Annotated in this window: 22 protein-coding genes; 11 read left to right on the top strand and 11 right to left on the bottom strand. The window is 33.6% G+C overall.

The features are described from left to right. Nucleotides 1-130: 130 nt before the first annotated feature. Nucleotides 131-928, bottom strand: a complete 798-nt coding sequence (locus RM51_RS14375; RefSeq protein ID WP_039370979.1) for a hypothetical protein — start codon at nt 926-928, stop codon at nt 131-133. 200 nt (nt 929-1128) lie between these two features. Here RM51_RS14375 and glgP point away from each other — a divergent pair, with 200 nt between their 5' ends. Continuing rightward, nucleotides 1129-2793, top strand: coding sequence for an alpha-glucan family phosphorylase (gene glgP, locus RM51_RS14370; protein WP_039370976.1), 1665 nt, complete (start codon nt 1129-1131; stop codon nt 2791-2793). A 219-nt stretch (nt 2794-3012) separates the two neighbouring features. Here glgP and RM51_RS14365 read toward each other — a convergent pair whose 3' ends face one another. Further along, nucleotides 3013-3198 (bottom strand): DUF6496 domain-containing protein, encoded by a 186-nt coding sequence (locus RM51_RS14365; RefSeq protein ID WP_039370965.1) that lies wholly within the window; start codon nt 3196-3198, stop codon nt 3013-3015. An 11-nt stretch (nt 3199-3209) separates the two neighbouring features. Continuing rightward, nucleotides 3210-3683, bottom strand: coding sequence for a hypothetical protein (locus tag RM51_RS14360; RefSeq protein ID WP_039370963.1), 474 nt, complete (start codon nt 3681-3683; stop codon nt 3210-3212). Nucleotides 3684-3802: 119 nt separating this feature from the next. Here RM51_RS14360 and RM51_RS14355 point away from each other — a divergent pair, with 119 nt between their 5' ends. From RM51_RS14355 to recG, 6 genes are all read left to right on the top strand, one after another. Next, nucleotides 3803-5932, top strand: coding sequence for a S9 family peptidase (locus tag RM51_RS14355; RefSeq protein WP_039370960.1), 2130 nt, complete (start codon nt 3803-3805; stop codon nt 5930-5932). A gap of 170 nt (nt 5933-6102) precedes the next feature. Then, the gene (locus RM51_RS14350) at nt 6103-7758 is read left to right on the top strand and encodes a peptide MFS transporter (protein ID WP_039370959.1); all 1656 of its coding nucleotides are present in this window, start codon (nt 6103-6105) and stop codon (nt 7756-7758) included. A gap of 133 nt (nt 7759-7891) precedes the next feature. Further along, the gene (locus tag RM51_RS14345; RefSeq protein WP_039370956.1) at nt 7892-9646 is read left to right on the top strand and encodes a peptide MFS transporter; all 1755 of its coding nucleotides are present in this window, start codon (nt 7892-7894) and stop codon (nt 9644-9646) included. Nucleotides 9647-9801: 155 nt separating this feature from the next. Further along, entirely contained in the window at nt 9802-11313 is a 1512-nt protein-coding gene (locus tag RM51_RS14340) for a peptide MFS transporter (RefSeq protein WP_039370954.1), read from the top strand. A 38-nt stretch (nt 11314-11351) separates the two neighbouring features. Continuing rightward, the gene (locus tag RM51_RS14335) at nt 11352-11885 is read left to right on the top strand and encodes a thioredoxin family protein (protein ID WP_039370952.1); all 534 of its coding nucleotides are present in this window, start codon (nt 11352-11354) and stop codon (nt 11883-11885) included. A gap of 166 nt (nt 11886-12051) precedes the next feature. Continuing rightward, nucleotides 12052-14136 carry an ATP-dependent DNA helicase RecG gene (gene recG, locus RM51_RS14330; RefSeq protein WP_039370949.1) on the top strand — a complete coding sequence of 695 codons (2085 nt, stop codon included), beginning with the start codon at nt 12052-12054 and terminating at the stop codon, nt 14134-14136. 413 nt (nt 14137-14549) lie between these two features. On the opposite strand, the gene RM51_RS14325 is transcribed toward recG, so the two are convergent. The 4 genes from RM51_RS14325 to dapA form a co-directional block, all read right to left on the bottom strand. After that, nucleotides 14550-14999 carry a hypothetical protein gene (locus RM51_RS14325; protein WP_039370946.1) on the bottom strand — a complete coding sequence of 150 codons (450 nt, stop codon included), beginning with the start codon at nt 14997-14999 and terminating at the stop codon, nt 14550-14552. After that, nucleotides 14996-15580 carry a helix-turn-helix domain-containing protein gene (locus tag RM51_RS14320; RefSeq protein ID WP_039370943.1) on the bottom strand — a complete coding sequence of 195 codons (585 nt, stop codon included), beginning with the start codon at nt 15578-15580 and terminating at the stop codon, nt 14996-14998. The genes RM51_RS14325 and RM51_RS14320 overlap by 4 nt, the downstream gene beginning before the upstream one ends. A 262-nt stretch (nt 15581-15842) precedes the next feature. Then, entirely contained in the window at nt 15843-16346 is a 504-nt protein-coding gene (locus tag RM51_RS14315; protein ID WP_052248516.1) for a GNAT family N-acetyltransferase, read from the bottom strand. Nucleotides 16347-16440: 94 nt separating this feature from the next. After that, a complete protein-coding gene (dapA, locus tag RM51_RS14310) occupies nt 16441-17313 on the bottom strand; it encodes a 4-hydroxy-tetrahydrodipicolinate synthase (protein WP_039370942.1) in 873 nt (290 codons plus the stop codon). A 107-nt stretch (nt 17314-17420) separates the two neighbouring features. On the opposite strand from dapA, the gene RM51_RS14305 reads away from it, so the two are divergent. The 4 genes from RM51_RS14305 to recO are packed head-to-tail and all read left to right on the top strand — an operon-like array spanning nt 17421 to nt 22078. Then, entirely contained in the window at nt 17421-18188 is a 768-nt protein-coding gene (locus tag RM51_RS14305; RefSeq protein WP_039370939.1) for a 5'-nucleotidase C-terminal domain-containing protein, read from the top strand. Continuing rightward, nucleotides 18188-19138 (top strand): bifunctional metallophosphatase/5'-nucleotidase, encoded by a 951-nt coding sequence (locus RM51_RS14300; protein ID WP_039370935.1) that lies wholly within the window; start codon nt 18188-18190, stop codon nt 19136-19138. The genes RM51_RS14305 and RM51_RS14300 overlap by 1 nt, the downstream gene beginning before the upstream one ends. Nucleotide 19139: 1 nt before the next feature. Then, nucleotides 19140-21392 (top strand): type IX secretion system anionic LPS delivery protein PorZ, encoded by a 2253-nt coding sequence (gene porZ / locus RM51_RS14295; protein WP_185095011.1) that lies wholly within the window; start codon nt 19140-19142, stop codon nt 21390-21392. Then, entirely contained in the window at nt 21392-22078 is a 687-nt protein-coding gene (recO, locus tag RM51_RS14290; RefSeq protein ID WP_039370932.1) for a DNA repair protein RecO, read from the top strand. Before porZ ends, recO begins: the two co-directional genes overlap by 1 nt. Before the next feature lie 3 nt (nt 22079-22081). Here recO and RM51_RS14285 read toward each other — a convergent pair whose 3' ends face one another. From RM51_RS14285 to mqo, 4 genes are all read right to left on the bottom strand, one after another. Next, entirely contained in the window at nt 22082-22555 is a 474-nt protein-coding gene (locus RM51_RS14285) for a GNAT family N-acetyltransferase (protein WP_039370929.1), read from the bottom strand. A 10-nt stretch (nt 22556-22565) separates the two neighbouring features. Beyond that, on the bottom strand, nt 22566-23213 hold the full coding sequence (locus RM51_RS14280; protein WP_039370927.1) for a DUF1684 domain-containing protein: 648 nt from the start codon (nt 23211-23213) through the stop codon (nt 22566-22568). A 2-nt stretch (nt 23214-23215) separates the two neighbouring features. Next, nucleotides 23216-23611 carry a hypothetical protein gene (locus RM51_RS14275; protein WP_039370924.1) on the bottom strand — a complete coding sequence of 132 codons (396 nt, stop codon included), beginning with the start codon at nt 23609-23611 and terminating at the stop codon, nt 23216-23218. A 74-nt stretch (nt 23612-23685) separates the two neighbouring features. Beyond that, nucleotides 23686-25191, bottom strand: coding sequence for a malate dehydrogenase (quinone) (gene mqo / locus RM51_RS14270; RefSeq protein WP_052248515.1), 1506 nt, complete (start codon nt 25189-25191; stop codon nt 23686-23688). Nucleotides 25192-25199: the final 8 nt, after the last annotated feature.

Here is a 25199-nt window from a genome sequence, read left to right as displayed (position 1 = left end):
GGTTATTAATTTTTTAACTTACTTCAAATATAGCAATTTTAAATTAACAATAACAAAAGACAATAATATCAAAATATTTAATCACAAAATATCAAAATAATTATATTTATTCTAAACAAATAAACATAAACTACTTGATACTCGTAATATTACCGCACATATTTTCAAGGTGAAAAATTTTATGAAACGGACTTTCCACTTCATTTAAATGTTCTTTATCCTGAATAAAAGTATAACGGGAAGCCAGAGAATTCATATCGGAAACTATCACCAACCAACATTCATCGACTGTGCTATCGTAATAAGGAAATTTCTCGTTTTTCTTTTCAATGAGTTCTAAAATCTTCTCAGAGCAAAGTTCATCAAACAAGCTCATATTGTATTCGTGAGTAATGAAAACATTTCTGCGATGAAAAGATTTTCGTATACTTTTCACCACACCAAAGGGTTTACCTTTTTTAATACTTTTATAAATATTCTGAATAATTTCTTCCTGATACTCCAGAGAATTCAACTTAATGTTTGGGTAGAATTCTAAAAAATAAACACCACGATACTTCGTAGTGTCTTCTTGTTCTAACAATATTTCTGTCTGACGGAAAATCTTATTTAAGCTGCTTTCAACCTTTTTCATTTCAAGATGGTTAATTACTTCCGTAAGTTCTATTCCTATCTTTTTGTCGTTGAATTTAGCAATAAAGTCTGGACTTTCGCAGGTAAGGTTTTCAAACTGGACTTCCGGAAAATGGTGCATAAAAGAATTCAGCAATAAAATCTCGGCTTTCTTTTTATATTTTTCGCGATCATGCAGCGGAGACTCATCTATCTTACGATGATACTTCTCTATCGGCTTTTTTTTCAAATGTCGATTCAGATAATATAAGCTCAGATTTTTAATTAAATCTTCATCAGAAAATGCCTTTTTCATGTGCTTATTATTTTATTGTTATGGAACACATAAAACTTCCGATTTAAGTCTATGAAGTTTTGATTATCAAAAATTTACACTTAAAGGTAAGCAAAAAAACAATTCAAAAAGTGCTTTAAAAAATAAATTCTCATATAATTAACATAAAGTTTATTTTCATAATTAATACCTTTGCCACTTCAATTATAAAACTGTGATTTATGGATTTTAAAAATTTTAAAATACCCTACAGCATCAATCCCCAATATTCTAAAAAAGTAGCCTATTTTTCAATGGAATTTGCCATTGAGCAGGTGTTAAAAATATACTCAGGAGGTCTCGGATTTTTAGCCGGTTCTCACATGAGAAGTGCTTACAATTTGAAACAGGATCTTATAGGCATCGGTATTCTGTGGAAATTCGGATATTATGATCAGGCAAGAAACCACGATCAGTCTTTACAACCAACATGGACAAGAAAAATGTACAGTTTTCTTGAAGACACAGGAATAAAATTTCAAATTGAAATTCACAGTGCTCCGGTTTGGGTAAAAGTTTGGTATCTGGATCCTGAAATTTTCAATACGGCTCCTATGTTTTTCCTATCAACAGATGTTCCGGAGAACGATCATCTTTCAAAAACGATTTGCCACAAGCTTTATGACGCTAATGAATCGACAAAGCTAGCTCAATATATTCTTCTTGGTAAAGGGGGAGCAAGATTATTGGATGAAATGAATATAGAAAGAGATACTTATCACCTTAATGAAGCTCACGGACTTCCTGCAGCGTTCCATTTGTTAAAAAAATACAATGGAGATTTAAATAAAGTAAAAGAAAAGCTGGTTTTCACCACCCATACTCCAGAAGAAGCAGGAAATGAGAAGCACAACCTGAAATTATGCTATGACATGTCTTATTTTTCAGGATTGAGCATGGAAGAAGTGAAGAAAATAGAAGGTGCTGATGACGACCGTTTCAACCATTCTCTTTGCGCTTTGAAAATGGCAAAAATTGCCAATGGAGTTTCAAAACTTCACGGAGTTGTTTCCAGAGCTATGTGGAGCAAATATCCGGGAATTTGTGATATCACCTCGATTACGAATGCGCAAGAATTCAAATACTGGTCAGATAAACCTCTTTACAATTCAAAAGATGAAAATGATGAGACGGTTTTCGACTATCGCAAAAAACATTTGAAGAAAAGATTATTCAAAATTGTAGCGGATCAGACAGGAAATTTATTCAACCCTAATATTTTCACGATTGTTTGGGCAAGAAGATTTGCTGGTTACAAACGTGCTGATTTGCTTTTACACGATAAAGAAAGATTGTACAAATTATTAAATCATCCTAAATATCCAGTACAGATCATTTGGGCGGGAAAACCTTATCCAATGGATTATTCTGCAATTTCTACCTTTAATTCTTTGGTGGAAGAAAGTAAGAATCATAAAAGTATGGCCGTTCTTACAGGCTATGAATTGTCATTAAGTAAATCTTTAAAGCAAGGTTCAGATCTTTGGTTAAACAATCCAAGAGTTCCAAGAGAAGCTTCAGGAACTTCAGGAATGACCGCAGCAATGAACGGTTCTGTCAATTTATCTACAGATGACGGATGGATTCCTGAGTTTGCAAAACATGGAGAAAACTCATTTGTAGTACCGAAAGCTGATTATCAGAATATGAGTGTTTATGAACAGGATAATTATGATTTAAACAAATTATATGAAATTCTTGAAAACGAAATTCTTCCTACTTATTATGAGAAACCTAATGCGTGGAGAAAAATTCAGCACAATGCGATGAATGATGTAAAAGACCAGTTCAATAGTGATAGAATGGCGGATGAATATTACAAAGTGCTTTACAACTATAATGGGTAATTTCTTCAGAAGAAATTTAGTTTAAAAACATCCCGTCACTTCGAGTAGATTTTGAAAAAAATCGTATCGAGAAGTTTATTTAATTTAAAAGTTCTCGATATATTTTCTTCATTTCATTTCGAAAATTACTCGAACTGACGAAATGCGAAAAACATTCATCATAAAATAACAAAATCGGTCTGAAAATTTCTTCAGACCGATTTCGTTTTTGTGTATTAATCAATTTTTCTTTTTTGGAGGCACTTTCAAACCTGCTTCTCTGGCTTCAGAAATTCCTATAGCGATTGCCTGCTTTCTGTTGGTCACTTTTTCGCCGGAAGAAGATTTTAATTTTCCTGCCTTAAATTCGTGCATTACTTGTCCTACTTTATCTTGAGCTTTATCAGAATATTTTGTCTTGCTCATTATAATTTTTTTTAAGATTTGGGTAGGGCTACCCCTATTTCATAAACGCATGCATGCTTCAAATACTTTGAACGCTCTCTGGAGGTCACCGATTCTAAATGATTGTTTTTTAACACAATAATCGGGTCTTCCGTATTCTCAATTTCAAAATTCGCAAAATACCTTTCATCAGGGCTAGTTTTATCATTACTTGCTTTTATTTTTTGCAGTTCATCTGCATATTTTCTGAACCCTGGATCTGATGAATGAATGAATTTATATTCATCACCCGCATCAACATAATAATGAAGTTTTTTTTCAATCAAATTTGCCTCCTGACAAATCTCAGGATTATCGTTTCCGTCTTTAAAACCTACTTCCACCAACGTTCCTCCTTTTTTCTGTGCACATTGTGCAGCATCATCATAACTGGAAAATCCTGTATATACAATTTGATTCTCTAAAACATATCGGTTCAGTTTTTGGTTAAATGCATTCGTTTCCATAATTATTATTGATTTGATTATATATTCATTACATTCAATTTTGTTGCCAAAAGCTTTATTTTAAATTGCTTTTTTCAGCATTTATAAAATTATTATATTTGAAATCTTTAAAATTAGAAATGAAAAAATTCTTACTCACGCTTACAATTGCTGCTGCATTTCAAAGTTTATCAGCGCAAGAAATCACTTTAGATAAAATATACTCAGGATATTACCGAGGAAAAGGCATTGCCGGAATCACCTCTATGAAAAACGGTGAAAACTATTTGGTAATAGAACAAGGTGGAATTGCTAAATATTCTTATAAAACTTCTCAAAAAGAAGGAAACATTGTAGACGGAAATTTTGAAAGCTATGAGTTTTCTGATGATGAATCTAAAATTTTATTATTAAAAGAAAGTCAGCCGATTTACAGACATTCATTCTTAGGAACCTTTGATGTAAAAGATTTAAAATCTGGAAAAACAATTTCTTTAAACAACGGAAAACCTGTTCAGGAGCCAAGATTCTCTCCGGACGCAACAAAAGTGGCTTTCATTGTTGATAATAACATTTTTTACCAAGATGTAAATTCAGGGAAAATCACGCAGGTTACAGAAAATGGGGTTAAAAATAAAGTATTAAATGGTCTTGCTGATTGGGTTTACGAAGAGGAATTCGGACACGCAAGATTGTATGAATGGACAAAAAACTCCAATGCTATTATCTTCGTCGAATCTGTTGAAGAAGATGTTCCGGAAATTTATATTCCGATCTATGGAAAAACGCTTTACCCAAGTGAAATGCGTTACAAATATCCTAAAGCCGGAGAAAAGAACTCTGTCGTTTCTGCTCATATCTATCTTTTGGATAGCGGTAAAAAAACGAAAGTAAACTTGAACAACTTTAAAAACTACTACATTCCAAACGTTATTCAGACGGCAAAAGCTGACGAAATTGTATTGATTACTTCTGAAAGAACTCAAAACGCTTCAGATATTTTAAAAGTCAATACAAAAACAGGAGACGTAAAAAAACTTTTCACGGAGACCGATGAAAAATGGATCGATACAGATAACGTAACGTTAGAATTTTTAGAGGATAACAGTTTCCTTTGGGGATCTGAAAGAGACGGAAACCGTCACTTGTATTGGTACGATCAGGAAGGAAAACTGAAAAAACAGGTTACAAAAGGAAATTGGGAGGTAACTGATTACTATGGTTACAATCCAAAATCAAAAGAAATTTATGTTCAGACTACAGAAAAAGGAAGTATTAACAAAGTGGTTTCTAAAGTCAATATTGAAAACGGAAAAACCCAGTTGATCTCAAATGCGGAAGGAAATAACTCTGCCAACTTCAGTAAAAACTACAATTACTTCATTGAAACTTCTTCTACTGCAGCAAAACCATACACATTTGTTCTTAAAGACGGAAACGGTAAAGTGGTAAAAGAACTTCAGAATAATGATGCTCAGCTTCAAAAGTTAAAAACGGATAATTTCGTTGAAAAAGAATTCATCACCATTCCAAACGAAGCAGGAGATCAAATGAATGCGTGGATCATTAAACCTAAAAACTTCGATAAAAACAAAAAATATCCATTGTTCATGTTCCAGTATTCTGGACCGGGTTCTCAGCAAGTTGCGAACTCTTGGGACAACGGAAACGGAATCTGGTTTGAAATGTTAGCTCAAAAAGGCTATATCGTAGCTTGTGTTGACGGACGTGGAACGGGTTATAAAGGAGCTAAATTCAAAAAGGTGACTTATATGAATTTAGGAAAATATGAAATTGAAGACCAGATTACTGCTGCAAAATGGTTCGGAAATCAATCTTATATCGATAAATCAAGAATCGGAATCTTCGGATGGAGCTTCGGTGGTTATATGGCCAGTTTAGCTATGACAAAAGGAGCAGATGTTTTCAAAACAGGAATCGCTGTTGCACCGGTAACTAACTGGAGATATTATGATTCTGTGTACACAGAAAGATTCTTAAGAACTCCACAGGAAAATCCGGATGGATATGACAAAAACTCTCCTACTGAATATGCCAATCTTTTAAAAGGAAAATTCTTGTTAATCCACGGAACTGCCGATGATAATGTACATTTCCAAAATTCTATGGAATTCTCAGAAGCTTTGATTCAAAACAAAAAGCAATTTGAATTCATGGCGTATCCTGATAAAAACCACGGAATTTACGGTGGACAAACAAGACCGCAATTGTATCAGAAAATGACTGATTTTATTTTGGAGAACTTATAATTCTTCCTTCATCAGAATGACACGTATTGTATTTTAAGCATACATAAAAAATCCCTCTCGGTACTGAGAGGGATTTTTATATTTATTTCATTAATCATTTCACGAAAATTCAATTCATTTTATCAATTAAAATTAAAAACCTATTTTTGGGAAATTTGAAATTTTCAACTATGAAGACTAAACATCCTAAAGGGTTGCCTTTCCTCTTCTTCACTGAAATGTGGGAGCGTTTCGGGTATTATTTAATTCTCGGAATTTTTGTATTGTATGTAATTGAACCGACAGGTTTAAAAGGGGGGCTTGGACTTCCCGACAAAACTGCAGACGACATTTTCGGGACTTATATCGCTTTAACTTATTTGACGCCTTTCATCGGTGGTTTTTTGGCAGACAGAGTTTTGGGTTATATTAAATCCATTTATTTAGGAGGAGTTCTAATGGCAGCCGGATATATCGGGATGGGTGTCTTCAAAGATCTGACTCTGTTTTACAGCTCACTGGCTTTGATTATTATCGGAAACGGATTCTTTAAACCTACTATTTCCACATTGCTTGGAAATCTATATTCCGAAGAGCCTTATAAAGCCAATAAAGATTCCGGATACAATATTTTCTACATGGGAATCAATATCGGAGCGTTTATTTGCAACATTATTGCTGCGTTTATGCGAAATAAATTCGGTTGGGGTGAAGCGTTCATCACGGCCGGAGTCGGGATGTTAATTGGTATGGTGATTTTTACAATCGGTAGAAAGCATTACATTCACGCAGCTCAAATGAAACCTGTACAGGAAGGCGATACAAAGCTTTCTGAAATCATGCTTAAAGTTTTCTTACCTGCAATTATCGCTGGAGCAATCGGTTGGGTAATTCCAGGAAATATTTTTGGAAGTGATAATACGGATGCTTTTATTTTCGCTTGTATTCCTGTTATTTACTTTTATGCATCTCTTTATTTTAAAGCAAAACCCGAAGAAAAGTCATCCATCGGAGCTTTACTCTCAGTATTTTTGATCAGTATGTTCTTCTGGGCAGTGTTCAAACAAAACGGAACGGCTTTAACAAGATGGGCAAATTATTATACCGACAGAAGTGTTCCGGCATCATTGGAAAAACCATTGGAAGGAATTTATATGGTGGAAGGAAAAAGTTATGAAAATAAAGAGGTTCCTGTCTACGACGACCAATTCCAATCGCAAAAAGACAAAGATGGGAACACCATTAAAGTACAGGGAAAAGATGTTTATTTTAAAAATATTTCTCCTGAACAGCGTGCCCAATTAGAGAAAAATCCAGAGACAAAAACTTATTTATACAATACTGAGTTATTCCAATCCATCAATCCGTTTTGGGTAATTGCTTTGACCCCTGTTGTTGTTGCATTCTGGGCTTTATTGAGAAGAAAAGGAAAAGAGCCTTTAACACCAACGAAAATCGTCCTGGGACTTTTCATTTCGGGATTATCTTGTTTGGTAATGGTTTTGGCAGTTTGGGCCGGAGATAATGGCGCTGTAAAAGTTTCACCTTGGTGGCTGGTTGCGAGCTACGGAGTCATCACCGTTGGAGAATTATGTCTTTCTCCGATGGGATTATCTTTCGTTTCCAAATTGTCTCCTGCGAGAATTACAGCCTTGATGATGGGAGGATTTTTCCTGGCCAATTCAGTTGGAAACAAGCTTTCCGGAATTTTAGCGAGTACATGGTATAACTATGATAATAAGATGAATTATTTCCTTGTAAACTTCGCTTTATTGATATTTGCTACACTTTTAGGGCTGTCTATGTTAAAAAGATTAAACAAAATTATGAAAGAAAAAGGGCATTAATCCTTTTTATAATAAAGAAAATAAAGCTGCAGAGTTATTCTGTGGCTTTTTTATTTAAATATAAAATTAAAACCTTGCCGAAAACACAAAAAAAACTATATTTGTCAGTCTTAACAAAAATTAACAATAAAAAATGGATAATACTGAAGCATTAAGTCCGAAACCGGATGAACTTGTTGAAAGAAAAGGTTCCAGACACCCTAAAGGATTATGGGTACTTTTTGGAACGGAAATGTGGGAGCGTTTCAACTTTTATGGAATGAGAGCTCTTTTAACGCTCTTCATGGTAAATTCCTTATTAATAAAAGAAGCAGATGCAGCGATCATTTATGGTGGATTTTTAGCTTTATGTTATCTTACTCCACTTTTAGGGGGGTTCATTGCTGATAAATATATCGGTAATAGAAATGCCATCCTAATTGGAGGTTCATTAATGGCAATTGGCCAGTTCTTACTTTTCATCAGTGCTTCAACTTTCTCAGGAAGCCTTGATAGTGCGAAAATGTTCATGTGGTTGGCACTTTTCATCATTATTTTCGGGAACGGATTCTTCAAACCGAATATTTCTTCAATGGTGGGGAGTCTTTATCCTAAACAAGAAAAATCAAAATTAGACTCTGCTTTCACGATTTTCTATATGGGAATCAACATCGGAGCATTTTTAGGTCAGTTTATCTGTCCATACGTAGGAGACGTAAAAGATGCTACTACAGGAGTAAGAGATATTTTTGCTTTCAAATGGGGATTCTTAGCGGCTTCAATTGCTATGGTAATTGGAACAGTAACATTCTTTATCCTTAAAAATAAATATGTTGTAACACCGGAAGGAAGACCTATCGGAGGGTTACCAAAACATAATACAAGTGCTGATTTTGAAGAAGGAGAAACGCAAACTGCAAAATTCTCTGGAGCAGCTTTAGGAATTACAGGATTTATTTTCATCGTTCTTTTCTTTGTATTCAGATACTTATTAGTAGGAGAATTCGGATTCAAAGCGGTAGAAATGGGGCAATTAATCAAAGGTATTATTTATCCTTTCATTTATGCAGCCGGTATTTCGTTGGCATTCCTTATTATGTCTTCTGCAGAAAATAAAATAGAAAAACAAAGAATCTGGGTAATCTATATCGTATCATTCTTTATTATTTTCTTCTGGGCAGCCTTCGAACAGGCAGGATCTTCATTAACGTTTATTGCAGATAACCAAACAGACAGAAGCATCTTCGGATGGAATATGCCTCCTTCAATGGTTCAGATCTTCAACGGTATTTTCGTTGTATTATTAGCTGTTCCTTTCAGTTTATGTTGGGATAAATTAAGAGCAAAAGGAAAAGAGCCGGTTTCTCCAATGAAACAAGCAATTGGTTTGGCTTTAATTGCTTTAAGTTATTTCATCATCGCACACAACGTAAAAGATCTTGGAAATACAGGATTATTAGCGATCAAATGGTTAATGTTATTATATTTCATCCAAACGTGTGGTGAGCTTTGTTTATCTCCAATCGGTTTATCTTTGGTAGGTAAATTAGCTCCAAAAAGATTTGCATCTTTATTATATGGTGTATTCTTTATTTCTAATGCTGCCGGTTATGCATTGGCAGGTTCATTAGGAGCATTGATTCCTGCAACAGGTGATAAATTCTCTAAAGCACAGGAAATCGGAGTAAATCTTCAGGATGTTCTAGATAAAAAAGTAACATTAAATGCAGATCAGGTTGCTGCTTTTGAAAAGGCTCAGTTACCTTTAGAAAATCCAACTTTTGTAGGATTTGAAATCCACAACTTATTCGAATTCTTCATGGTATTCGTAGTATTGTGTGGTATCGCGGCTGTGATCTTAGCTTTAATTTCGCCAATCTTAAAGAAAATGATGCACGGTGTCAACTAATCTGCATCAATAAAATACAACTAAAACCTCTGCTAAGTCAGAGGTTTTTTTTATTTTCGTATGTTCTTTATCAAAACCATAATTATTGATAAATCATCTCAATAATTAAGCAATTGAATTGAACTTCTTAATTAAAAATTAATCATATACTTATTATGAGCAAAACTCTAGAAGAAATACAAAATTTCGAAGGAAAATACCCTAAGCAAATCTGGAGCCTTTTCTTCTCTGAAATGTGGGAACGTTTTTGTTTCTACGGAATGAGAGGAATGTTGGTTTTCTTTATGATCTCACAACTCGATTTTCATGAAAGTGAAGCCAACCTTCAATATGGAGCTACACAGGCTTTCGTTTACGCCTTTACCTTTGTTGGCGGACTCTTCGCTGATAAAATCTTAGGTTTCAGAAAATCTCTTTTCTGGGGCGGACTTTTAATGATTGTCGGAAGTTTAATTCTGGCAGCAGATCCTCACAAATTTTTCTTCCTGGGAATTGCATTTACTGTTGTAGGAACTGGTTTCTTTAAGCCTAATATCTCTTCAATGGTAGGACAGCTTTACAAACCAAACGATTCGAGAGCAGATGCCGGTTTTTCACTCTTCTATGCAGGAATTAATCTAGGAGCTTTGCTTGGAGGATATTTGTGTATTGCAATAGGAAAAGGAGAACTTTTTGCCAGCATTATTCCTGAAGAATTAAGATGGCACTTAGCATTCGGATTTGCAGCTATTGTAATGGTAATAAGTTTAATCAATTTCGTATTTACACAAAAAAGTTTAGGAACAATTGGGCTTCAACCGGGACATCCAAACAATGAAGTAAAATCTGCACCGATTCCAAAATGGAAAGAATATGGAACCTATGTTTTATCATTAATCTTCGTTCCGATTATTATGATCATGGTTGCAAAAACCGAATACACAGATTATTTCATGTGGACTATCGGACCATTAACATTGATCTATCTATTCTATGAAATGACAAAAGTAACGCCTTCCGAACGTAAAAAACTTTGGGCGGCTTTAGTTTTCATTCTATTCTCAATTTTATTCTGGGGAATTTACGAACAAAGTGGAGGTTCACTAAGTATTTTCGCTGCGAAAAATCTGAACAAAGATCTTCTTGGCTTAGATCCGAATGGAGTAAATAATTCAGGAGGAGCTTTCTTCATTATTTTCCTTGCACCGCTTATCGGATTACTTTGGATTTGGTTAAACAAAAGAAAAATTGAGCCCAATACCATCATTAAATTCGGTCTGGGATTCATTTTCTTAGGATTAGGATACTATATTTTATTTGCCACAAGACTTTTTGCAGACCTTCAGGGGATCACCTCTCTAAATTTCTTCACCGTTGCTTTGTTAGTGATTACTTTAGGAGAACTCTGCCTCTCTCCTATCGGATTATCTATTATGACGAAACTTTCCACAAAAAACCTTCAAGGAATGATGATGGGAATGTGGTTTCTGGCTTCGGCTTACGGACAATATGTTGCCGGAATTATCGGAGCTGGTTTAGCGACCGCAAAAGAAGGTTCTACCAATTATGATGCTCTTATCACTTATACTGATGGATATAAACAATTGGGATTATATGCGGTAATTGCCGGAGTGGTATTAATTTTGATTTCCCCATTCGTGAAAAAGTTAATGCAGGAAGTAAAATAGGAATAAGCAAATGCTTATTTTTACTTAAATATCAAATCATGAAGAAAATTATAAGCATCATCTGTCTTTTTTTGTTGACTTTCAACTTTGCGCAGGTAAAATGGATGACCATTGAAGAGGCATTGAAAGCTCAGAAAGAGAATCCTAAAAAAATATTGATCGACTTCTATGCTGACTGGTGTGGTCCATGCAAAATAATGGATAAAAAAACCTACGGGCATCAGATCATTGCTGATATTATCAATCAAAATTATTATCCCGTAAAATTTAATGCAGAAGAAAAAAACTCAATTGAAATTTTTGACAGAACATTTTCAAATCCCAATACTGAGGTAAAAAAAGGAAGAAATTCCTTACATGAATTTACCCAGTATATGAATGTAGGAGCTGTTCCCAGTACGGTATTCCTGGATGAGAAAGGTGGCCCAATTACCATTTTACAAGGTGAATTGTCAGCTAAAGAGCTGGAACCTTATTTAGAATTTATTTCTAAGGATATGTTCAAAAAAATCCGTTCGAGAGAACAGTGGGAAGATTATCAGAAAAAATTTAAATCTAAAATAAAAGATTAATTGGAATTTTGAGGAATGTGATTCATAATTCAACATTTTAGAATTTAATCTTAAAAAATATCAGACAGACTTTCAATTTTTTTGGAAGTCTTTTTTATTTTACCGAAATTCGAACCTTTGTTTTTCTATTCAAAAAATCGAGGATAACATCTCGAAACTCAAAAAAATGAATCTCGAAACTTCCATAGAATATGTAAAAGGTATCGGTTCTGAAAAAGCCAAACTCATCAAAAATGTGTTAGGAGTTTCCACCGTGGAAGATCTTTTGAACTTCTACCCTCTTCGTTATTTGGATAAAAGTAAAGTTCATAAGGTTTCTCAGCTTAATAATGTCAATACAGATGTTCAGCTAAAAGGAAAAATCACCAGTATTCAAGAAGTACAGACTGGAAAAACAAAAAGACTTTCGGCTAAATTCAATGATGATACCGGATCTATGGATTTGGTATGGTTTCAGTATTCTAAATGGCTGAAAGAGCAGATTCCTGTCAATAAGGAAATTTATATTTTCGGAAAGATCAATGTCTTTAATAATCAGTTTTCGATGCCACATCCGGAAATCGAGGTTGAAGAAAAAAAAGAAAGTGACAATCGTCTAAGACCCATTTATCCAAGTTCTGAAAAGCTTACCAAAAGAGGATTAAATCAAAAATTCTTTCAAACCGTTTTAAAGAATATCTGTAAAGAAATTCCCAATCTGATCGAAGAGAATATGCCTGAATACATGATGAAACATTTTAAGTTTTTATCAAGACAGCATACTTATCTGAATATCCATTTTCCAAAAGACATCGAACATTTTGAAAAAGCCGATTACAGATTAAAGTTTGAAGAATCGTTCTTCTTCCAGTTGGGTTATGCATTAAAAAAACTTCATCATAAAACCCAGTCACATGGAAATCCTTTTCCTATTGTTGGAGATTTTTTCACGGGTTTTTATAAGAATAATCTTCCATTCGAACTTACGGGAGCACAAAAAAGAGTTCTGAAAGAAATTCGTCAGGATATGAAAAAACCGATCCAGATGAACAGACTTTTGCAGGGTGATGTAGGTTCGGGAAAAACTATGGTCGCTTTATTGACGATGCTTATTGCAATGGACAACGGTTTTCAAAGCTGTATGATGGCTCCTACCGAAATTCTTGCTCAACAGCATTATAATGGAATTAAAGATTTACTTGTTGATACAGGCGTAAACGTTCGTCTTTTAACCGGTTCAACCAAAGCATCTGAAAGAAAAATCATCCATGAACAGCTTGAAAATGGAGAACTTTCTATTTTAGTGGGAACTCATGCTATTTTGGAAGACAAAGTAAAATTTAAAAATCTTGGATTAGCTATTATTGATGAACAGCACAGATTCGGGGTTGCACAACGGGCAAAGCTTTGGGCTAAAAATAAAATTCCGCCGCATATTCTGGTAATGACCGCAACACCTATTCCCAGGACACTTGCCATGAGCTTTTATTCTGATCTTGATGTTTCTGTAATCGATGAAATGCCGGTGGGAAGAAAGCCAATTATAACAGCTCACAGACGAGAAAAAGACAGAGCTTACGTTTACAATTTTTGTAGAGAGGAAATTCAAAAAGGGCGACAGGTGTATTTTGTGTATCCACTAATTGAAGAGTCTGAAACATTAGATTATAAAAACTTAATGGTAGGATTAGAAAATGTGATGGATAATTTCCCAAAGTACAATATCACGATGCTTCACGGAAAGATGAAACCTGATGAAAAAGATGCAGCTATGAGTTATTTTGCTTCAGGAAAAGCTGAAATTATGGTTGCTACTACAGTAATTGAAGTCGGTGTAAATGTTCCTAATGCTTCTGTAATGGTGATTGAAAGTGCTGAAAGGTTTGGCTTATCGCAGCTTCATCAATTGCGAGGTCGTGTTGGTCGTGGTGCGGAACAAAGTTATTGTATTCTGATGACTTCCGATAAATTGTCTTCCGACAGCAGAACCCGCATTAAAACCATGACAGAAACCAATGATGGTTTCAAAATCTCTGAAGTGGACATGAAACTTCGTGGTCCCGGAGATATTTTGGGAACTCAGCAAAGCGGTGTTGTAGATTTTAAAAGATTGGACTTAGTTGAAGATGCTCAAATTATAAAACTGACAAAAAAAACGGTCGATAAAATTCTGGAAACTGACCCTCTTCTTGCTCGATCCGATAACTTGTTGATCAAAAATTATTATCTGAAGTACTACCGAGGAAAAAATAAATGGAGTAAAATTTCATAAAAAAAGCCGTGGAAAAAAAATTCCCACGGCTTTTATAAAACTGTTATTAAGAAGAAATTGAAAGGCAAAATAAATAACAAAATGAATAGAGTTTCCAAATATTATTATAAAAACCAACTATTTGAGTTAAGAGAAAAATTCTTTTAACTTTTGAGTTTTCATGATTGTACCGTTTTATTTAAAGATCTTCTACGCTTAAATTGGAAACTCCAATCATTCATTTTGTTTAACTAACGTTTTATCTAAGATTCAAGAGATAAATTTCAGTGTGTTTTTTTATATGGCTTATTTGTGTTATTAATTTCCATTACAAATTTGCCATATCCCAACATAAAAAATTTACATCATTATAATTTTTTTTTACATAATTATCACCTTTAAGTGAATATTATGCGTTGTATAATTAAAAAAGGTTAACCCATTTTCATAATAAAATTACTTTTGTTAAGTCCAGAAGTCTGATATTGCCAAATCATAGTAATAATTTCTGAAACTGTTTTTTTTAACTTAGCATAATCTTCATTCATTTTCAAAAATATGTTAGCTCCGGAAATAAGAATATTTTCTATTTCGTTATCATCTAAATTACCTGAATAGACAACAAATATAGCAGAGCTATATCTTGTGTCATCTATTCTTTCCCGAATAAGCTGAAAATCTGTATTCTGAATATCTTGATAATTTATAAAAATAACATCAGGAACTCCAAACGCTGCTTTGTTTAAATATTGGCTCAAGTCTTCATCACTATAAAAATCGGTACATCTTATCTTTATTCTATGCTCTTGAAATATTTTTTTTAAAAGAATAAGACTATGGACGCTAGAGTCTAACAATGTAACATTCAAAAACTCTTTGTTCATACTAAATTTTTTATACTTAGTGTCCTTTCTTTTTCCTTAAGACTTTTTCTTTTTCCAATAATCTTTAAAAACAAAGAAGGGGTAAGTCCTGTAATATTTTTAAACTGGCTGCTTAAATGTGCCACACTTGAATAGTTCAGCCTTAACGAAATCTCAGTTAAACTATATTTATTACTCATCATCAACTCTTTAGCATATTCAATTTTTTGAATGATAATAAAGTTTTCTATCGATGTATAAGTAATTTCTGAAAACATATTCGATAAGTATCCGTAGCTATGATTTAGTTTTTCAGCGATATAAATAGAAGCTTTCACAGAAATATTATCTTGTGAAAACACAAGTTCTACAATAGCATCTTTTATTTTCTGCACTAAAGCTATTTTCTGACTTTCGATAATTTCAATGCCATAATCCTGAAGTCTTTTTTTAAAGACAAGATGTTGCTCTTGCGTAAAATCTTCATAAAACTCCACTTCACCAAAGTCGAGCATTCGGTATTTTACTCCATATTCTTGCAACTTTTCATCCAGCACTTTCCTACAGAGCGCATTGAAATCAAATTTAACGTACATTTTCATCCTAATCTAAGTGTGTTTATATTTAAGAGTAAATATACTCATTATTTCAAATAAAAGTGATATAGAATAACAAAAAAAATTCCTGCAACATTTAAGCACAGGAATTAAACACTAAGGATGAAAAAAAATATACTTACTAAAAAGCTAAAAATGCTAATAACAAAGTATATGTATATTATTTATAAGCGACTTGATACTTGCAAATATGACAAGATAAATAAATTCACATATTATAGAATTATACTAAAATGTTATATAATTTTTAGTTCTCTACGATATACTCCATTAAAAAATCGTCCATAAAAAATCCGTTTCCAATATCAAAAACTCCCTCATCATATACTTTATAGCCTTGAGATTCGTAAAAATTTCTTGCAGAGTTGTTCTTATTTACATTTAAAACAATCCTTTTATCTCCATATTTGGCAGTCTTCTCATTTAAAAATAGCAAAGCGTCTTTTCCAAATCCTTTTCCTTTACTTTCAGGAACAAGATATATTCTGTGAAGTTTTGTTGTATTTTCTTCATAGCTGTTTTCGTACCCTATAAATCCTTCATAAGAGCCATGAGCATCATCTTGAATTAAATAATAATGATAATTCGGCTGTTGCAAATGGCTTCCAATTTCCTCTGCAGAATACATAGTGGATAACATATATTCCATCTGTTCGTTAGAAAGAATCTCTGCATAAGCATTTTCCCATGATCTTCTCGCCAAGTCCTGAATTAAAGGAATATCATTTTCGTTTGCTTCTATAAGTTTCATTATTGCTAAAATTTATTGATTAAAAAAGGTGAAAAGTATAAAACCTTTCACCCTTATATGTTTGCAGTAACTTTAAAATGTTACTGAAATTATATTAAATATTTGCCATCTCAGCTTTAATCTTCGTATGAAGACCTTCTGAAGCAGCAACCAATGGAAGTCTCAAATAATTTTTGATAATCCCCATTTCTGCCAAAATAACTTTAATACCACACGGATTCCCTTCAGCAAAAATTAATCTTGTAATTTCTACTAATTTGTTGTGGATCTCATAAGCTTCATCAACTTTTCTATCAAAAGCCAATTGAACCATGGCAGAGAATTCTTTTGGATATGCTTGTCCGATTACAGAAATTACTCCATTTCCACCAGCTAAAGTTACAGGAAGTGTATATTCATCATCTCCTGAAACTAAATTGAATCCTTCAGGCTTTTTTCTTAAAATATCGAAATACTGAAGAATATTTGGAGCTGCTTCTTTAATCAAAAATAAATTCGGGAACTCTTTTGCTAAACGTAAAGTGGTTTCCGCATCAATATTTTGTCCTGTTCTTGAAGGAACGTTATAAATAATGATATTTTTACCTGTAGAAGCAAGAGCTTTATAATGCTGATAAAGTCCTTCCTGATTAGGTTTGTTATAATATGGAGACACAGAAAGTACCGCTTCAAATGCTGATAAATCTGCTTCTTCAATCTGTTGCTTGACTTCAAGAGTATTATTACCGCCAATTCCTAAAACCAAAGGAACGCGTTTATTATTAACCTTAATGATATGCTCAATAACCTGTTTCTTCTCATCAGCAGAAAGCGTCGCAGCTTCGGCTGTAGTTCCCAAAACAACTAAATAATTGGTTCCGTTTTCGATGTTGTAATCAACTAATTTTGTTAAACTATCGAAATCTACGGATAAATCTTCATTAAAGGGTGTTACCAATGCAACACCTACTCCTTTTAAAATGCTCATCTGTTAGAATTATTTTTGCCAAATTTAATCATTTACACTAAGAATTTATAATAAATAATAATGTTTTATTATACATATAATTATATTTGCATATACTAAAAGATATTATGAAAAATAAATTCATATTACTAGGAATTGCTTTGGCAACGCTATCCGGTTGTAAGACGGCTTCTTCGGCCTCTTCTATACAGCTTTCGGAGGTGAAAATCCAGAAAAACATTTCTATTAATAATGAGCTAAAGAATGATGAGGAGTTTGCAAAAATTATTGAACCTTATAAGCTAAAATTGGATAAAGAGATGAATCAGAAAATCTCCCACACCAATGTAGATCTTACCAAGCAGGGTGATAATAGTAATTTGGGCAATCTTTTAGCAGACTATACATTCGATGGAGCTGATGAATGGGCGAAAAAAAATCTTCAAAAAAATGTTGATGCAGCGTTGATCAATATCGGAGGAATCCGTACAACGATCGGTAAAGGAGATATTCTCCTGAAAAGTGTTTTTGAAGTAATGCCTTTCGAAAATGAAGTGATTATTGTAAAAATGAAAGGTTCGGATTTGCAGGGGCTTTTTGACTATTATGCAAAAACTCAGGTCAACAATCCTGTTTCTCATTTATACATTGAAACCAATAACGGACAATTAACCAAAAGCTTAATCAACGGAAAAACTGTAAACCCAACTCAGGATTATTATATTGCCACGTCTGATTATCTCGCTTTAGGTGGAGACAACATGAAATTCTTCTCAAAAGGAGAATCTATCCCGACAGGAATTAAATTAAGAGATTTATTTATTGATTATTTTAAAAAAAGTCCTGAAGTAGTTCCCAATACGGATGTTCGTTTAAATTTTATCGGTAAGAAATAATGGATAGAAAAAAGTTTTTAAAAGCAATAGGTGGCGGAACTTTAGCAATGGCTTTAGCTCCCAATATGATGATGGCGGAAGAATTAAATATTCTTGATTTAAAATCTGCAAACAAACTGACTATTCTTCATACCAATGATCAACACAGCAGAATAGAGCCTTTTGATACAAGCTATACCAAAAATCCCAATCAGGGCGGTTTTGCAAGAAGAGCAAGTTTAATTCAGCAAATCAGAAATCAGGAAAGCAATGTACTGCTTCTTGATTCAGGCGATATTTTTCAAGGAACTCCTTATTTCAACTTTTTCGGAGGTGAACTAGAGTTTAAATTAATGTCCATGATGAAGTACGATGCTTCAACGATGGGAAATCATGATTTTGATAATGGTTTAGACGGATTTTTAAAGGTTTTGCCTAATGCAAAATTTCCGTTTATCTGTTCAAATTATGATTTTAAGAATACTGTCCTTGATGGAAAGACTTCTCAATACAAAATTTTCAACAAAAACGGAATCAAGGTTGGTCTTTTCGGAGTAGGAATTCAATTAGACGGATTGGTGGGTAAAAAGCAATATGGAGAAACAGTGTATTCAGATCCTGTTGAAGTAGCTCAGCATTATTCTAACTTCCTGAAAAACGAACAAAAATGTGATTTGGTAATCTGTCTTTCACATATTGGCTACGATTACAAAGATGAACCCAATAAAATCAGTGATAAGATCTTAGCTGCCAAAACAGAAAATATTGATATTATTTTAGGCGGACATACGCATACTTTCCTACCAGAACCACAAACTTTTACCAACAGAGCAGGTAAAAATGTATTGGTCAATCAGGTTGGATGGGCAGGTCTTCTTTTAGGCAGAATAGATTTCTTCTTCGATTCAAATAAAAACGTAAAACATATTTCCTGGAATAATCAGGCAATTGACAGCAGCATAATAGCATAACATGAAAAAACTTTTAATTTCTCTTGGCGTTTTAGCTTCTCTGCATTTTGTAAATGCACAAAACATTACTTCTAAAAAGTGGTCGGACTTATTCTCATACAATAACGTTCTGGCTATGAAAGAAGATAATGGAAAAATAGTCGCTGCAACCGAAAACGGAATTTTTTATTATACCATTTCAACAGGAGAAATTACAAAGCTATCTAAAGCTAATGGACTTCATGAAGTAAAGATTTCAGCATTTGATTACAATCCTCAAACAAAAATTGGATTAATAGGTTATCAAAACGGTTCATTAGATGTTATTGCTCCGGACGGTGTTACCTATATTGTAGATATTCCTATCGCAACGGGTTACAACGGAAGTAAAAAAATCAACCACATTTCTATTACAGGAGACAAGGCAATTGTTTCTGTGGGGTATGGAGTTTCTATTTTTGATCTTAAAAAGAAAGAATTCGGAGATTCTGCTTTTTTTGTTTCAGGAGGTGTTTATCAGGCAAGTAACGAAGCAACAATTTTAAATAATAAAGTATATGCTGTAACGAATACCGGACTTAAAACCCATGATTTAAACACAACATTCCCTGTTTTTTCAACTTGGGTAACAGAAGTTACGGGAGCATTTACCAATGTAGATTCAGAGTCTACGGTAGCATTTTCTTCATCTACAAGTGTACAATTACTTGTTAATGGCACATTCACTACCCTTCCACAAACATTCACCACTGTAAAGGATGTTGTTGTAAATGGTGATAATGTCTTAGTAGCAGATTTGAATAACGTATATAGTTATAGCCTCACTGGAGGATTGACAGGAAATGTTTCAGTAGGTGAAGAATGCAATACAGCAGCACGTGCCAATTCAAAAATTTATGCAGGAACTAAACTTTCCGGGATAAAAAATGAAGATCGTAATACATTCAAACCAGATGGTCCCTATTTTAATGACTCTTATAAAATAAGAATATTTAATGACAACCAATTATTGGTTTCAACTGGTGCGAGACTTAATGGATTTAATGAGGGAGCTGATAATCCAAAAAATCCTGGATTTTATTATTTTGATGGAATGCAATGGATTTATCCTTCTTATTTTAAAGGAAGCAGTACAAAATTTAATGTTTTAGACGCTCTCTTTGATCCTGCTAGTCCATCAGATTTATTTTTCACCAATTATAGCACAGCAGTAGGACAAGGAATATACAAAATGAAGTATAATAGTTCTAACAAAGACTTTGATTTTACAAAGTTCTATACTGTAGGTGCAGATGGAATCTGGGATCGACGACCTGTTGGTTTCGCCTATGATGATCAGAATAATTTAGTTGCTGGACTAGCCTTTACAGAAGGTAAATATCCAGGTATGGCTTTTTATGATAGAGCAACAGACAATTTTTTGGTAAAAACGATAATTCTTACAAGTAATGGTCTTCAACAACCATTTTTTTACCAAGGGCTATTTTGGGTACCTCTTCCAAGATCTGTAAATTTCTTAGTATATGATCATAAGCAAACCGTAAATATTTCTGATGATACACAATATATTTTAGATGCATCTAATAATCTCCCTGCAACTACACTTTCTGGAACTATTGATAAATCCGGAGATGCTTGGATTGGGACAGATGCCGGATTAAGAATTCTACCTAATGCAGTCGCAGAAGTAAAAAATAATCCACAAGTAGAACCTATTGTCATTGAACAAGGAGGCATAGCAGAGGAGCTTTTTAAAGATTCTCAGGTTCTCCAAATTGAAGCAGACGCAGGAAATCAAAAATGGGTTTCTATAGATGGAGGTGGTATCTATTATCTTTCAGCAAGTGGAGAACAAACAATTAAGCATTTTACTAAAGAAAATTCTCCTCTTCCGACAAACAGTGTAACCGATATAAAAGTTGATAAAAAAACCGGAAAAGTTTATTTCGTAACCTATGACGGAATCGTTACTTACCAAGGAGATGTTGGTGACGTAACTTCCAACTTTGGAAATGTCTTGGTATATCCTAATCCTGTTGTTTATTCGAATTTCAAAGGAAAAGTTACCATTAAAGGTTTAGCAGAGAAAACCAATATCAGAATTACGGATACTGCCGGAAATCTTGTTCATTCGGCGGTAGCCAGAGCGGGATATTACGAGTGGGATCTTAATAACCAACGTGGTACAAGAGTCGCTTCAGGAATCTATTTTGTGTTAATGACCAATGAAGACGGCTCTGATAAAGCTACTGCAAAAATAGCTGTGGTTAATTAATGAACCTACAAGCAGGCTTTCTACTTTCTTATGTAAAATATGGGGAAAATGATGCCATCATTCATGCATTTACAGAAAATGATGGCTTTCAAAGTTATTTTTTAAAAGGCATCTACAGCAAAAAGAACAAGAAAAAAGCATTTCTTCTTCCTTTAAATAAGCTTAATTTTGTAATTAATATTGCAAAAGGAAACAGTATTCCTACTATTTCAAGGTTTGAACTGGTAGAGTTTTATGATTTTTATACAGATATTAATGCGAATACCGTTGTATTTTTTATTTCTGATTTTTTAAACCAGATTTTAAGAATTGAAAATAAAAATACAGCAATATTTGCAGGAATTGATGAATTTCTAAGTGAACTCAATCTCAAGAACTATCAATCTCATTTAATTTTTTTAATTAAAATATTAAAAATACATGGAGTAGCTCCATTGGAAAGTGATGGTAAATATCTTGATCCTGAAACTGGAACCTTCACCTTTGAAATAATGCATCAGTATTTTGATGAGTACAATTCTATGATTTGGAAAAATATTCTTTCCTCAGAAAATCCTTACGAGGTAAAAATACCATCAAAACTCCGAAGAACTCTATTAGATAGTATTTTGATCTATTATCATTATCATTTCGCAGATTTCAGGACTCCTACATCTTTAGAAGTTATTCAGCAGATTTTCGAATAGTTTTTACAACTTTTTCGACATTAAGAATTGGGGACCGCTTCTCCCCTCTCTGACTTTTCCATCAAAGAGATATCCTGTTTTAAGATAAATCTCATAAGCGATGGTATTATTTTGATTGACAGCAAGAACAATTTCATCACAGCTTTCGAAATGGTATTTTATAAATTCATCAACTACTACCATTACCGATTTTCCAATTCCTTTTCCTTGAAATGCTGGATTAATAGATAATGATCGCAATAAAACAGAATCTGAATTATCTGTAATATCAAATTTATCCGCTCCAAAGTCTAAGACTAAAAAGCCCACTAAAAATTCATCATCGAAAATAGAGATAGGAAATGCTAAGCTATCGTCTCTTTCTTTTATTCTTTCTAAAGCCCGTTCTGCGGTAGAAGTATAAAGGATTTGCGCTTCATCCAAAACATAGTTCAGGTTGGTTAAATCTTCGGAAACAAAAAATTTCAGGTGAACCATTTAAAATTAATTAATGATGATAAATATCCTGATACATCACTCCCGCTTTGATTTCAACAGGAAGCTTATTTTCCTCCGGAACAATCGGGCAATTGTAATCATAAGCGTTGTATGCACAATAAGGATGATATGATTGATTAAAATCTAAAATAATAGAATCTCCTGCAGGAATCTTCAAGTCCAGATATTTCCCTCCTCCATATGTTTCTTTGGTATTGGTGGCATCTCGAAAAGGAAGAAAAAGATGATCTTTGTATTTTTCCATTTTCATCAAATCCAGACTTTGGTAAATCGTCAACGTATAAGATTTTCCGTCAAGTTCAAATGTAGCCTTCCCAAATTCCTGATAGGATTTGCTTTTTCCAGAAGATGTCGGAAGATCAAATGGTGTAGGATTTTCCGTTTTAATAAATTTAGCTTCTACCCTGTATTTCAAATCGATTGGAAAGAAAGGATGTTTTTTAAATTGAGTAAAATTATCTCCTCTTAATGGTGTTTCCTTCGGATTTAAATATTCTTCATTCAATTCTTTTTGAAACTTTTTGATTTCTTTAATTTCTTTAGTTTCCTGTTTTAAAGTTTTTTTAGATGCTAAACTCTTTTGAGAAAAGCTAAAGAAAGGAATCACTAGAAATAAAAATATGATATACGGTTTCATTACTATTCGGAAATTTTAATTTTATAGATATCTGAAGCGTTTCTTTTAATGGATTGCACAAAAAACCCTCCTTCTTCGGGGATCACTTCCTGAAAATCGAAACTTTTACAATCTTTTGGAAGCCCAGAAAATACAAGGGTAAACCAAAAGTCTTTCATAAAGGGAACCGGTGTCCAATTAGGATATATTGAAATATTTTCAGCGTGGATCAATTTACTTTTATGGTCAGAGTTATTATCAAACAAATATGTCGAACGCCATATTCGAATAAGATTTCCTAAAAACGGAGATGCTGGAAAACAGCAATGAACAATAACCTGCTTTTCCTCTTCTATTTTGGTTTGAAGAGATTCTATAATTTCTTTTACTATTACAGGTTTATTAATTGTTTCTGCCACGGTTTATTTTATACGTAATGGGTAATAAATAATGAGTAATCGTTACATTACTCATTATTTATTATGGTTGTTTTTTAATATTCTAATTCAAGTTTTTCTTTAGAGTAGCTTCTCACTTTCTCTGTCAACTCAGGGTGTTCAGCTAAATTTTGCCCATAAGAAGGAATCATTTCCAACAATTTGTCCTTCCATTCTCCCTCTAGTTTTTCAGGGAAACATTTTTCAAGAACTTTCAGCATGGCATATACCGCCGTAGATGCTCCCGGTGAAGCTCCCAATAACGAAGCGATAGTTCCTGCTTTATTCACAACAACCTCAGTTCCGAATTCCAGTTTTCCGCCTTCTTTTTCATCCTTTTTGATGATCTGTACTCTTTGTCCGGCAACTTTCAGCTCCCAATCTTCTTCTTTAGCATCTTTTATAAATTCTCTCAAATGTTGCATTCTTTGCGCTTTAGTCATTGCCACTTGCTGAATCAGATATTTCGTCAGAGGAATATTATGCCACCATGCTCCGAATAAAGATTTTAAATTTTTAGTATTCACACTTTCCGGCAAATCAAGATAGCTTCCTTCTTTCAGGAACTTCGTTGAAAACCCTGCGAAAGGACCAAAAAGAAGTGCTTTTTCACCGTCAATAATTCTTAAATCCAAATGTGGAACAGACATCGGAGGTGCATCTACTGTTGCTTGAGTATAGACTTTTGCCTGATGTTTTTTTACCAATTCCTGATTGTGAGAAACCAGCCATTGTCCGGAAACCGGAAAACCACCATATCCTTCACTTTCTTTAATATCTGAACTATCCAATAACGGTAAAGCATATCCTCCAGCTCCAATAAATACAAAGTCTGCAACAACTTCTTGTTTATGACTGTGAATTCTATCTTTCACCTTCATTTCCCATTTTCCGTTATCTCTAGGATTAATGTCTTTTACTTCATGATATAAAAAAACTTCTACATTGGAATCTTCTAACAAATGTCTCCCCATCTTTCTGGTTAAAGTTCCGAAGTTTACGTCGGTACCTAAATCCATTTTGGTAGCCGCCAAGACTTCAGATTCATTTCTTTTACTCATAACAAGAGGAATCCATTCTCTTAGTTTATCATGATCGGTTGAAAATTCCATTCCCTGAAACAAAACTGATTCAGATAGTTTCTCATGACGTTTTTTAAGATATTCAGCATCTTTTTCACCAAATACCAAACTCATGTGCGAACAAGAATTGATAAAATCTTTCGGATCATGAATATATCCTTTGCTTACAAGATAAGACCAGAATTGTTTTGAAATTTCAAACTGCTCAGCGATACTTTCAGCTTTTGAAATATCTATTGAGCCATCTTCTTTTTCAGGGGTATAATTAAGTTCACAAAAAGCAGAATGCCCTGTTCCTGCATTATTCCATGCTGCCGTACTTTCTTTTGCAAATCTGCCTAATCTTTCAAAAATTGCTATTTCAAGATTGGGATCAAATTCGTGAAGTAATGTTGCTAAAGTGGCACTCATAATTCCGCCACCTATCAGTACAACGTCATATTTGGGTTTCGGTGTTCTGCTAATAAGCGATTGTGACATAATTTCAA

It is taken from the genome of Chryseobacterium taiwanense (genome assembly GCF_000813825.1).
GTDB lineage: Bacteria > Bacteroidota > Bacteroidia > Flavobacteriales > Weeksellaceae > Chryseobacterium > Chryseobacterium taiwanense.
Note: the sequence above shows the minus strand (reverse complement) of the source record. Positions and strands in the feature narration are given on the sequence as shown.